Genomic DNA, 11,249 nt, shown 5'->3' with positions numbered 1-11,249 from the left:
GCCCGCCGGCCTCCGCCGGCGGGCCGGTGCGCTATCCTGGCCGACGCCGCAACAGTACGCATAGGAACGGGGAGGTGAGAACCCATGACCGCTGTGCCGGAACGGGTGCTCCCCGGCCGTGACCGCGACACCCTCGCGCAGGACCGCGCCAGGCCCTAGGGCCGGCCGTCGTCCCGACCGCGCGGGACCGTCGCCGTCCGGCGACGAATGCGCGGAGAGCCCCGGGTCGGACGACGTCCTAGCACCTGTGCTCCGAGGGGTTCCCCATGTCTGTCCATCCGTCCGCCTCCCTCCGCTCCGCCGTCACCACCCGTCTGCGGGCCGCCGGCTGCGTCTTCGCGGAGGACGAGGCACGCATCCTGCTCGCCGCCGCCGCCGACCCCGCCGACCTGGCCGCCATGGTCCGCGACCGCGCCGCCGGGCGCCCGCTGGAGCACGTCGCCGGCTGGGCCGAGTTCGCCGGCCTGCGGATCGCCGTCGACCCCGGCGTGTTCGTGCCCCGCCGGCGCAGCGAGTTCCTGGCCCGCTCCGCCGCCGCCCTCGCCGGCGAGAACGCGCTGGTGGTCGACCTCTGCTGCGGCACCGGCGCGCTCGGCGCCGCGCTCGCCGCCGCCGTCGGCCACCCCGTGCGGCTCTACGCGGCCGACGTCGACCCGGCCGCCGTCGGCTGTGCCCGCCGCAACCTCGCCGCCACCGGCGCCGAGGTGTTCCGGGGCGACCTCTTCGACGCCCTGCCGCCCGGCCTGCGCGGCCGGGTGGACGTCCTGCTCGCCAACGTCCCGTACGTGCCCACCGCCGACATCGAGCTGCTGCCGGCCGAGGCGCGGCTGCACGAGGCCCGCCCGGCACTGGACGGCGGCGCCGACGGCCTCGACGTGCTGCGCCGGGTGGCGGCGCAGGCCCCGCACTGGCTGGCCCCGGGCGGCGCGCTGCTCTTCGAGACCAGCGACCAGCAGGCCGGCGCAGCCCTGGGGGTGGTGACCGCCGCCGGTCTCACCGCCGCCCTCGGGTACGACGACGACCTCGACGCCACCGTGGTCACCGCCGTCCGCCGGGACCGCTGACCGGCCCCGCCGGGGGCGGCGCGGGCGCGTGGACGCGCACACATGCGGCTGAGCGCGACGGCCATGTCCGGGCGGCGGCGCGCGGAGTTGACTGATGCCCATGAACGAGAACAGCACGAGCATCCAGCAGACCGGCACCGCCTCCCCGGCCACCGCCGCCGGCACCACCGCCGCCACCGTCCCGACCGGTGCCGCTACCGACACCGACCCCGCCGCCACCGGCGCCCTGACCGTCCTGGTCACCGGCGGGACCGGCAAGACCGGCCGGCGGGTGGCCGAGCGCCTGACCGCGCTCGGCCACACCGCCCGGATCGGTTCGCGCACCGCGCCGGTCCCCTTCGACTGGTCGGACGACACCACCTGGGACGCCGCCCTCGACGGGGTCGGCGCCGTCTACCTCGCCTTCCACCCCGACCTCGCCTTCCCCGGTGCCGTCGAGACCGTCGGTGCCTTCGCCCGCCGCGCCGCCGGGGCCGGGGTCGCCCGGCTGGTGCTGCTCTCCGGCCGGGGCGAGGAGGCCGCCCAGGCCGCCGAGGCCGCGGTGGCCGGCGCCGGGACCGGCTGGACGGTGGTCCGCTGCGCCTGGTTCGCACAGAACTTCTCGGAGAGCTTCTTCCTGGAGTCGGTGCTGGCGGGCGAGCTGGCGCTGCCGACCGGCGGGGCCGTCGAGCCGTTCGTCGACGCCGAGGACATCGCGGACGTCGCGGTGGTGGCGCTCACCGAGGAGGGGCACGGCGGCGAGGTCTACGAGCTGACCGGCCCGCGGCTGCTCTCCTTCGCGGACGCCGCGGCGGAGCTGTCCGCGGCGACCGGGCGCGAGATCCGCTTCGAGGCGGTCACCGTCGAGGAGTACCGGGCGGTGCTGGAGGCCGCCGGCCTGCCCGGTGGGTTCGCCGAACTCTTCACGACGATCACGGACGGCCGCAACGCGCACCTGACGGACGGCGTTCGGCGCGCGCTCGGCCGGCCGGCGCGCGACTTCGCGGAGTACGCCCGGGCCGCCGCGGCGTCCGGGGTCTGGAACGTCTGAGCCCGCCGCCCCGCCGCGCCCCGCACCCTCCTGCTCTCCCGCTCGCCCCGCCCGCTCCCGGTCCGGGGATCCGCCCGCCGCGCGATCCCCGGACCGCCCGCCCCGCACCTCCCGGAGTCCCGCATGCCCGTCGCCCCCGCCGCCGCCCCCGTCCCCGTCCCCGCCGCCCTGCGCGGTCCGGCCGTCACCGGCCCGGTCCTCGCCACCGCCACCACGGCGATGGGCCTGATGTCCGGCCTGTTCTTCGCCTTCGACGTCTCGGTCATGCCCGGCCTCGCGGCCGGCGACGACCGCACCTACGTGACCGCCATGCAGAACATCAACGCCGCCATCACCAACCCGGTCTTCGGCGTCGTCCTCCTCGGCGCCCTCGCGGTGCCCGCGGTCGGGACGTGGCTGCTGCACCGCTCCGGACAGCGCGCCGCCACCCTCTGGACGGCCGTGGCGACCCTCCTCTACCTGGCCGCCCTCGTTCTCACCGGCACCGTCAACGTCCCGCTCAACGACCGGCTCGCACAGGCCGGCGACCCGGCCCTGCTCGCCGACGCCGCCGCGGTCCGGGCCGCCTTCGCGCCGGCCTGGACGACCGCCAACATCGCCCGCACCGTGCTGTGCACGGCCGCGGTGGCCGCGCTCGCCCGCGCCCTGCTGGTCCACCGCCGCTCGGCCGGCCGCTGACCGGCCGTCGTGCTCCTCGCCCTCCCGGCCCGGTGCCCGTTGCCGGGTTCTTGCCGGGTAACGGGCCCCTGCCGGGGAACCGGCCCGGCCGTGTGCCCGGTGCCGGACCGCCGGCGGCTCCCGCCGGGCACCGCCTCCCGGGTCCGTCTAGGCTTGCCCGGCATGGACACCCTGACCGGGCTGCTCGACGGCCCCAAGGCCCGTGGCGCGTTCGTGCTCCGCTCCGTCCTCAGCACGCCGTGGGCGCTGCGGATCGAGGACCGGGCGCCGCTGTCGCTGATGACCATGCTGGACGGCGAGGCCTGGATCCTGCCCGACGGCGGTGAGCCGGTGCGGGTGCGCCCGGGGGACCTCGCGCTGGTCCGCGGTCCGGAGGCCTACACCGTCGCGGACGATCCGCGCACCGAGCCGGAGATCGTGATCGGCCCGGGACAGATCTGCTCCCGGGAGGGTGTCAGCGTCGCCACCTCGATGGCCCTCGGGGTGCGGACCTGGGGCGAGGCCCGGCCGGGCGACGAGCGCCCGTCGGTGATGCTGACCGGCACCTACTCCGCCGAGCACGAGATCGGCCGCCGGCTGTTGGCGCACCTGCCGACGCTGCTGGTGCGGCCGGCCGGGGTGAACAGCACCGAGGACACCCTGGTCCGGCTGCTGGCCGCCGAGGTCACCCGGGCCGAACCGGGCCAGGAGGTGGTGCTGGACCGGCTGTTGGACCTGCTGGTGGTCGGGGTGCTGCGCGGCTGGCTCGCCGCCCCGGACGGTGACGCGCCCGGCTGGCTGCGGGCCCAGACCGACGAGGTGGTCGGCCCGGCGCTGCGACTGCTGCACGACGATCCGGCCCACCCGTGGACGGTGGCGGCGCTCGCCGCGGGCGTGGGGGTCTCCCGGGCCGGCCTGGCCCGGCGGTTCACCGCACTGGTCGGCGAGCCGCCGATGGCCTACCTGGCGAACTGGCGGCTGGCGCTGGCGGCCGACCTGCTGCGCGACCCGGAGCTCACGGTGGCCGCGGTGGCCCGGAGGGTCGGCTACGGCGACGCGTTCGCGCTCAGCACCGCGTTCAAGCGGGTGCGCGGGCTGACCCCGCAGGAGCACCGCCGCTCGGCGGCCTCGTGGACCTCGTCGGCCGCGGAGGCGCAGGTCGCCGAAGCGCAGGGTGTTGAGGCGCGGGGTGTTGAAGCGCAGGGCGTTGAGGCGCGGGGAGTTGAGGCGCGGGGTGTCGAAGCGCTTGGTGCCGAACCCCGGGGTGCAGGAGCCCGGGGCGGGGACCTCCGGGGCGGGGGCGTCCCGCCCGCGCGGGTCGGCCGTCCGGCCGGCGGACCGGCCGCCGCGACGACCGGCCCCGGCACGCCGACCACAGTGGTGCTGGCGGTCGGCTGAGCGGTGCCGGACGACGGCGGCCGCGGGCCGACCCGGCTGCGGTCGGCGGGCGCCGGCGCTGCGCCGCCCGATGGTCAGCGAGGGCCGAGGTTGCAGTGCATGACCAGCGCCCAGCAGAGGAAGCCGAGCGCCGCCGTGGACAGCAGGGCCCGCGCCGCGATCCACTGGGACTGGGCCCGGCGCGACGGCAGCCGGTCTCCCGTGCCCACGCCGGCGTACCCGAGCGCGCCCGACCGGCCGGCCTCCGCGAGCGCCTGGTTCAGCGGGAGGTTGACGACCCTGGTCACCACCAGCGAGCCGGTGTAGCAGACGAGCGCGCCGACCGCGGCCGGCAGCACCCGGTGTCCGTCGCTCGGCAGGTGCAGCGCGACGGCGGCGGTCGTCGACACCAGCGCGCCGACGAAGCCCAGCAGGAACCACCCGTTGAGGACGGCCACGTTGAGGCGCTGCATCACCTGGGCGACCATGAGGTTGTCCGCGGTGCTCAGCCCCGCCGTCGCCGAGCAGGCGTAGGCGTAGAACAGTGCGGCGGTGAGTCCGGTGGTGACCGTCGCCACCACCAGTGCGAAGACCCGCATCGCCTCCATGTCGTCCCTGCCCCCGTCCTGTCGCCCGGCACCGCCCGGTCGAAGCGGGCCGCCAGCCCGATCATCCGTCATCGAACGGCCGTTTGCCCACTGAATTCCTCGATAAGCGGCCGATGATGACGGATGGTCAAGGCGTGGCGGCCGGAATCCGCCGCGGAGGCTCAGCCTCCGGTGCGCGGGTCGAGCGCGGCGAGCAGGGCGTCGACGGTCCAGTGCCCGGCGGCGCCCGGCCGGGTGCTCAGGTAGACGGCCGCGCGGCGCGGCGACCAGCCGTGCGCGTCGGTCAGGCCGGCGGCGAGGTTGCGCAGGTAGCAGACGCGCGGGGCGTTCAGCTCGGCCTCGGCCAGCGACCACGGGGCGGTCATGGTCAGCACCGGGACGCCGTCCAGGGTGCCGGGGCTCACCAGGGTCTGGTAGCGGCCCGGCCCCTGTGGGTCGCGCCCGGTCCGCAGCACGGTGGCCAGATCGAGGTCCGTGCCCGGTCCGCCGCCCGTCTCCTGGGCGGCGATGTCGCTGAACTGCCCGACGGTCAGCAGGTAGGCGCGGGCCGGCGTGCCGCCCCGGTGGCGCGGGTCGTGGTCGTAGAAGGCGGTGCCGCCGCCCCAGACCCGGGACTCCAGGGCGAAGTAGAGCCGTCCGGGCAGCCGGACCGGCGCCGAGTGGTCCGGCAGGCGGCCGTCACGGCAGCCGGGGTAGTCCCGGGCACTGCCGGCGGGCCGTCCGCCGCGCAGGTAGCAGGCGAGCCGCTCGGCGTGCATGTTCGAGCCGTAGGCGGCGTACCAGAGCCGGTCCGGGACGGCCGGCGGACGGCCGAGGGGCGGACGGGCGGCCGGTGGTCGGATCTCCTCCACGGCCGGTGACGCTACCCGAGCGGCGGAACCGTGTCGCGCACCCGCAACGGCCCGTCGGCGCGTCAGCCTCCGGAGCCGGCACCGCCGGGCGGGTAGGACGCGGTGACGGTGCGGCCGGAGGCGCGGGCGGCCAGCGCCTGGCGCGCGGCGAACGCCCTGGCCGGACCGGCGGCGGCGTCCAGCTCGCCGTCCGGGCGGAGCCAGGCCCAGTCGGTGATCTCCCCGTCCGGGCAGCCGAGCCGGACCGCGGTCGGATCGGCGGTTCCGAAGTCGTGGAAGAACTGCACGATGGGGTGGTCCGCGCCCGGCTCCGGGTGCTGCCAGAGCACCGCGAGCAGCGGACCGGCGGCCCGGTCGAGACCGGTCTCCTCGCGCAGTTCGCGGGCCGCCCCGGTGGGCGCGTCCTCGTGGGTGTCGAGGACGCCGCCGGGGAAGTTCCACCGTCCGGCGTTCGGCCGGCGCGGATCCCGGACCCGCGCCTTCACCATCAGCAGCCGTCCGTCCGGGGCGGTCACCACGGCGGCCGTACAGAGCCACGAACGCGGTGTGGTGGCCAGCCACTGCGCGCGCGGCAGGTGCGGGCGGGCGGGCGCGTTCGCGCGCAGGAAGCGGACGGTGTCCGGGGTGAGGCCGGGGAGGTTGTCGGTGAAGAACCAGGCGTGCGTGGCGTGCCGGGGGAGCCTGAGCCGGTCCAGCGCGCCGGGCGCGTGCACCGACAGTGCGAACACGTGCCGCCGGGCCCGCTCCGCACCGCCCCCGGCCACCCCGCCGTCCTCGAACTCCCCGACCGGGCGCAGCACGGCGGCGGTCACCCCGCACACCTCGGCCAGCGCGCGTACGGCCGCCGACGCCGGCACCTCCGCCGCGCGGACGGGCGCGGACGGCAGCTCCCAGCGGCCGTCCGGCCGGCGCAGCAGCAGGATCCGGCCGATCGCGTCGGCGACGAGCACGCCGGCGACCGGCGGGGGAGGGGACGGATGGTCCACCAGGGGGCCTCCTTCGACGAGGGGATCTACGGGGCCGTGCCGGTCACCGGGTGCCGGGTCGGGTCGGGTCGGGAGCGTCAGGGGGCGGGGACCGATGGCCGGGCGGGGCCGGGGCCCGGCCGGATGAAGCCGTCGACCGGGCGGAAGCCGAACGCGCGGTGGAGGAACGCGCGGTGGAGGGGCGCGCCGGCCTCGGTGGCCCGCTGTTCCACCGGCCCGGGGCCGCGCGGACCGGCGGGCCGCGCCCCGCCCACGCCGTCCGTCCCGCCGTCCCGGCCCGTCCCGTGCCCCCTCCGTCCGGTGCCCGCCCGTACCGCTTCCGTCCGTGGTGCTTCCGTCCCGTCCGCGCCCACCCGGCCGCCTCCGTCCCGTGGGCGCCGCCCCGACCGCTCCGGCGCTCCAGGCGGCCCCTACCCGCCCGCGCCCGGCCCGGAACGCCCGCCGCCGGTCGCGTGGGTCCGCCGAGGGGCGCGCCCGCCCGCGCGCACCCCGGCGGACGCGCTTCCCGGCCGGGCGGTCCACCCGGCCGGTCCCCCACCGTCGGCTACTGATCCGGCGGTGCCGTGGGGCACGGCTCCGCCGGTCCGGCGGGCCGGGCCGGGCGGCCGAGCAGCGACCGGAGCGCCCATCCCGAGAGCCCGCTGCGCACCACCACGATCCGGCTCCAGCGCGTCCCGACCGGCGAGATCCAGGTGTCGACGATCTCGACCCGCTCACCGCACCCCGCGAGGCCCGTCACCGGTTCGTCGACCGAGTGCTCGCTCCGCACGTTCACCGCGCTCGCGGCGACCACCCAGCCGTGCGGCGCGTCCGCCAGCAAAGGGCCGGTGCGCCGCTCCGGCGACGGCCGGTGGTCGGCCACCGCGGCCACCGCGGGGAGGGCGAGGACCAAGAGGGACAGGGCGGCCCAGGTGACCCGTCCGACGTGCACAGGCATACCGGTCACAACGAGCCGGTCCGACGGGCGCCGTTCACCACCGGCCACGGCCACCCGGAAGGACCGCCGCGCTCGCCCGGGAGGGTGCACGCACGGCCACGGCTCCCCGCGGCCCGTGCCGCGGACCCGTCCGCGGGCCGTTCGCAGGCCCCTCCCGCGGCCCGTCCGGCGGGCCCAACTCCGGAAAGGACGGGGCGTGTGCGGAGCACCGGCCGCCTCGGGTGCCCGCCGGACCTGTGGGCAGGGCCCCCTACCATGTGCGGCATGAACACTGGGGGGCCGGAGACGCGGCTCATCGACAACCGCTTCGAACTGCTGGAACGCCTCGGCGGCGGAGGCATGGGCCTGGTCTGGCGCGCCCGTGACACCATGCTGCACCGCGAGGTCGCGCTCAAGGAGGTCCGCCCGCCGGACCCGGCACTGGCGGCGGCCGACCCGGCCGCCGCCGGCGAGTTGCGCGAACGCGTCCTCCGGGAGGCCCGCGCGCTCGCCCGGCTCCAGCACCCGAACGTCGCGGTGATCCACCACATCGTCGACACCCCGGGCCACCCCCACCCCTGGCTGGTCATGGAGCTGGTCACCGGCGGCAGCCTCGCCGACCGGATAGCCAGGGGCCCGCTGACGGTCCCGGAGGCCGCCCGGATCGGACGCGGTGTGCTCGCCGCCCTGCGGGCCGCCCACGGCGCGGGCATCCAGCACCGCGACGTCAAGCCCGGCAACGTGCTGCTGCGCGCCGACGGCACGCCCGTCCTCACCGACTTCGGCATCGCCGCGATGCAGGATTCCACCGCCCTCACCGCCACCGGGGCGCTGATCGGCTCGCCCGAGTACATCGCGCCCGAGCGGATCCGCGGTGAGGAGGGCAACCCGTCCTCCGACCTGTGGTCGCTCGGCATGCTGCTGTACGTCGCGGTGGAGGGCCACCACCCGCTGCGCCGCGCCACCTCGCTGGCCACGCTCGCGGCCGTCCTGGACGAGGCCCTGCCGCCGCCGACCCGCTCGGGACCGCTGGGGCCGGTGCTGGCCGCGGTGCTGGCCCGCGACCCGGCGGCACGGCCGGACGCGGACCAGTTGGAGCACGCGCTCGCCGCGGCCGAGGCGGGCACGGGTCCCGGCGCAGGTCCGGTCCCAGGTACAGGTGCCGGCGCCGGCGTCGGGTACGGCGCGCCGTACGCCGGTCCGTACGCCGCTCCGGGTCCCGGTGCGTACGGCTTCCCCTCCGGCGGCCCCCACCCCGCGCCCGCCGCGGACGGACCCGGCGGCGGTGAGTCCGCCACCGGCGGCTGGTCCGGCGACGGCGGCGGGTACCGGAACACCGGCACCCAGTACCTCGGCCCGACCGGCCCGGCCGTGATCCCGCCCCCGCCGCCGCCCGCCCGGCGCCGGACCGGCACCGCGGTGACCTTCGCCGTCGTCGGGGTGGCCCTGGCGGGCGTGCTCGCCTGGACGCTGCGGCCCGACGCGAACAGCGGCACGGCGGGGCCGTCCACCACGGCCGCCGGGCCGTCGGCCGGCTCCGACCCGGCCGCTTCCCCAAGCACGCCCGGCACGGCCGCGCCCGCCGGCACACCGAGCGCGCCGGTCGTGCCGACCGCGAAGTCCACGCCGAGCGCGCCCAGGAACACCCCGGCGGCCAAGGGCGACCTGATCACCCCGGACGGCGTGCGCACCGTCGTCGCGGCGGTCACCGCGCAGGCCGGCGGCACCAGGGTCAAGCAGCTCACCGTCCACGAGGAGCACGCCAGCGCCCAGGTGCCCACCGCCGACGGGCGCGCCTACGACTGGTACGACTACCGGGACGGCAAGACCACCAAGCGCACCGGCGGCCCGATGAACAAGGACAAGCCGGTCGACCTCGCGCAGTACGACTGGGACGTCGTCCCCGCCCTGCTGAAGAAGGCCGAGGAGACGCTCAACGTGCCGAACCCGACGACCCGCTACCTGATCATGGACGTCTGGACGGGCGACGGCGTGCCGAGCATCCGGGTCTACCTCTCCAACGAGTACCAGATCAGCGGCTACCTGCTGGCGGACGCGAAGGGGAACGTCCGCCGCACCTACGCCGCCTCCTGAGCCCGTGTGGCCCGGGCGGGCCACCGGTGGTCGGCCACCGGCCACCGGCCACTCGCCATTGGTCACCGGTCACCGGTCACCGGCCACGGACGGTGGACCAGCGCAGGGCGGCCGGCCCGCTCCTGGACCAAGCTGGACTGGTCCGGCCCCGGTGCTCCGCCGACCGTGGCCCGACCGCCAGCCGGCCGGTCTTCCATCGGCCACCGACCGCCGAGCGAGGAGCCGTCGCCACCATGAGCGAGAACCACCACGTCCTGCTGCTCGACTTCACCGACCGCGACGCCTGCCGCGCCGCCTTCGACGAGGCCGCGCACCTGCCGGGCCTGCGCCAGTCCGCGATCGTGGAGCGGCTGGCCGACGGCACCCTGGAGGTGCCGGCCAGTCAGGTGCGGGGCGCGGGCGCGCCGACCGTGGGCGCGGGCGTCGTCGGCGGCCTGGCCGGAATGCTCGCCGGCCCGATCGGCGTCCTGCTGGGCTGGGCCGCCGGAACGGCGCTCGGCAGCGCGACGGAGCACTGGCGGGACCACGAGGGCGCTGCCGGGCTGATCGTGCTCAGCGAGGAGGTCGACGAGGGCCACAGCATGCTGGTCCTGGAGATCGCGGAGTCCTCGCCCGAACCGGCCGACGAGTTCGCCGCCCGGCACGGCGTCGCCCTGCGCCGGATGCCGTCCGCCGAGCTCGCCGACCGCGTCAAGGCGGCCCGCCGCGCCGCCGGGGAGTCCTGAGCCGCAGCCGCCCGGCCTCGTCGCGCCACCGCCGGCCACCCGGCGCGGGCACGGCACGGTCTTGATCTTCTTTTAGTTGAATGCTAAATTACTTCTGACGCCAGGCCGACCCCTCAGGAGGACGAGATGACCGCCACCACCGCCGTTGCCGACAACCCCGGGAAGTCCCGCTACGAGATCACCTCCGACGGCGAACTCGCGGGCTTCGCCGAGTATCACCGCTACGGCGGCGAGATCGCGTTCATCCACACCGAGATCGACCCGCGTTTCGGCGGCCAGGGCCTCGGCGGCATCCTGGCCCGCGCCGCGCTCGACGACGCCCGCGCCAACGAGCTCGCCGTGCTCCCGTACTGCCCGTTCATCCGCGGCTGGCTCACCAAGCACCCCGAGTACCACGACCTCGTCCCCGCCGCCAAGCGCGAGCGGTTCGGCCTGTGACCGTCATACGGACCGAGGAGCCGCCGGGCGCCGAGGGCGACTTCGTCCGCTCGGCGGCGGTGGTCGACGGCACGGCCGACGGCCACCGCGTCGACGTCCGCTCCGGCCACCACCCGCTGTCCACCGACGAACCCGGGTCCGCCGGCCGCGGTGGCACCGCCACCACCCCGCTCACCCGCGCCGTCCCGGCCGGCGCCCCCGTCGTCCCGGCCGCTCCGCGCCCCTCGACCTCCGGAAGCGAGGCCCACCATGGCTGACCCCGACCTCGGCACCCCCGCCGCCGTCCCGGCCCCGGCCGTCCGTGGCGGACGCGCGGAGATCCCGGGCGGACCGGTCCACGAGCTCCTGGCCCCCCGCGAGACCGCGCTCGGCGGCAGTACCGTCGTCCGCCGCCTCCTCCCGGGCATGGGCCGGCGGATGGTGGGGGCGTGGTGCTTCGTGGACCACTACGGCCCGGACGACATCGCGGACGAGCCCGGCATGCAGGTCCCGCCCCACCCCCA

The 11,249-nt window shown here is 77.2% G+C and carries 11 protein-coding genes and 2 pseudogenes; 9 read left to right on the top strand and 4 right to left on the bottom strand.

Annotated elements, in window-relative coordinates:
- Window positions 1–266: 266 nt before the first annotated feature.
- From ACFCX4_RS29270 to ACFCX4_RS29255, 4 genes and pseudogenes are all read left to right on the top strand, one after another.
- Entirely contained in the window at window positions 267–1,064 is a 798-nt protein-coding gene (locus tag ACFCX4_RS29270; protein ID WP_376148770.1) for a putative protein N(5)-glutamine methyltransferase, read from the top strand.
- A 100-nt stretch (window positions 1,065–1,164) separates the two neighbouring features.
- Window positions 1,165–2,094 (top strand): NmrA family transcriptional regulator, encoded by a 930-nt coding sequence (locus ACFCX4_RS29265; RefSeq protein ID WP_376148768.1) that lies wholly within the window; start codon window positions 1,165–1,167, stop codon window positions 2,092–2,094.
- Between the two features lie 123 nt (window positions 2,095–2,217).
- A complete protein-coding gene (locus ACFCX4_RS29260; RefSeq protein WP_376148765.1) occupies window positions 2,218–2,772 on the top strand; it encodes a DUF1772 domain-containing protein in 555 nt (184 codons plus the stop codon).
- A 162-nt stretch (window positions 2,773–2,934) separates the two neighbouring features.
- Window positions 2,935–3,867 (top strand): annotated as a pseudogene (locus ACFCX4_RS29255) (AraC family transcriptional regulator); the annotation flags it as partial.
- Between the two features lie 356 nt (window positions 3,868–4,223).
- Here ACFCX4_RS29255 and ACFCX4_RS29250 read toward each other — a convergent pair.
- From ACFCX4_RS29250 to ACFCX4_RS29235, 4 genes are all read right to left on the bottom strand, one after another.
- On the bottom strand, window positions 4,224–4,727 hold the full coding sequence (locus ACFCX4_RS29250) for an anthrone oxygenase family protein (protein ID WP_376148762.1): 504 nt from the start codon (window positions 4,725–4,727) through the stop codon (window positions 4,224–4,226).
- A 170-nt stretch (window positions 4,728–4,897) separates the two neighbouring features.
- Window positions 4,898–5,587 (bottom strand): histone deacetylase, encoded by a 690-nt coding sequence (locus ACFCX4_RS29245; protein ID WP_376148759.1) that lies wholly within the window; start codon window positions 5,585–5,587, stop codon window positions 4,898–4,900.
- Window positions 5,588–5,649: 62 nt separating this feature from the next.
- Window positions 5,650–6,573 carry an NUDIX hydrolase gene (locus tag ACFCX4_RS29240; protein ID WP_376148758.1) on the bottom strand — a complete coding sequence of 308 codons (924 nt, stop codon included), beginning with the start codon at window positions 6,571–6,573 and terminating at the stop codon, window positions 5,650–5,652.
- A 544-nt stretch (window positions 6,574–7,117) separates the two neighbouring features.
- Complete coding sequence (locus ACFCX4_RS29235) at window positions 7,118–7,510, bottom strand: hypothetical protein (RefSeq protein WP_376148755.1); 393 nt, start codon at window positions 7,508–7,510, stop codon at window positions 7,118–7,120.
- 264 nt (window positions 7,511–7,774) lie between these two features.
- Here ACFCX4_RS29235 and ACFCX4_RS29230 point away from each other — a divergent pair, with 264 nt between their 5' ends.
- From ACFCX4_RS29230 to ACFCX4_RS29210, 5 genes and pseudogenes are all read left to right on the top strand, one after another.
- Window positions 7,775–9,583: a protein kinase gene (locus tag ACFCX4_RS29230; RefSeq protein WP_376148752.1), complete on the top strand. Its 1,809-nt coding sequence runs from the start codon at window positions 7,775–7,777 to the stop codon at window positions 9,581–9,583.
- A 233-nt stretch (window positions 9,584–9,816) separates the two neighbouring features.
- Window positions 9,817–10,308 (top strand): histidine kinase, encoded by a 492-nt coding sequence (locus tag ACFCX4_RS29225; protein WP_376148749.1) that lies wholly within the window; start codon window positions 9,817–9,819, stop codon window positions 10,306–10,308.
- Window positions 10,309–10,434: 126 nt separating this feature from the next.
- The gene (locus tag ACFCX4_RS29220; RefSeq protein ID WP_376148746.1) at window positions 10,435–10,746 is read left to right on the top strand and encodes a GNAT family N-acetyltransferase; all 312 of its coding nucleotides are present in this window, start codon (window positions 10,435–10,437) and stop codon (window positions 10,744–10,746) included.
- Window positions 10,743–11,003 (top strand): hypothetical protein, encoded by a 261-nt coding sequence (locus ACFCX4_RS29215; protein WP_376148743.1) that lies wholly within the window; start codon window positions 10,743–10,745, stop codon window positions 11,001–11,003. The genes ACFCX4_RS29220 and ACFCX4_RS29215 overlap by 4 nt, the downstream gene beginning before the upstream one ends.
- Window positions 10,996–11,249: pseudogene (locus tag ACFCX4_RS29210) on the top strand (hypothetical protein); the annotation flags it as partial. The gene ACFCX4_RS29215 and the pseudogene ACFCX4_RS29210, both read left to right, overlap by 8 nt.

It is taken from the genome of Kitasatospora sp. NPDC056327, from assembly GCF_042261735.1.
Classification (GTDB): Bacteria; Actinomycetota; Actinomycetes; order Streptomycetales; family Streptomycetaceae; genus Kitasatospora.
Note: the sequence above shows the minus strand (reverse complement) of the source record. Positions and strands in the feature narration are given on the sequence as shown.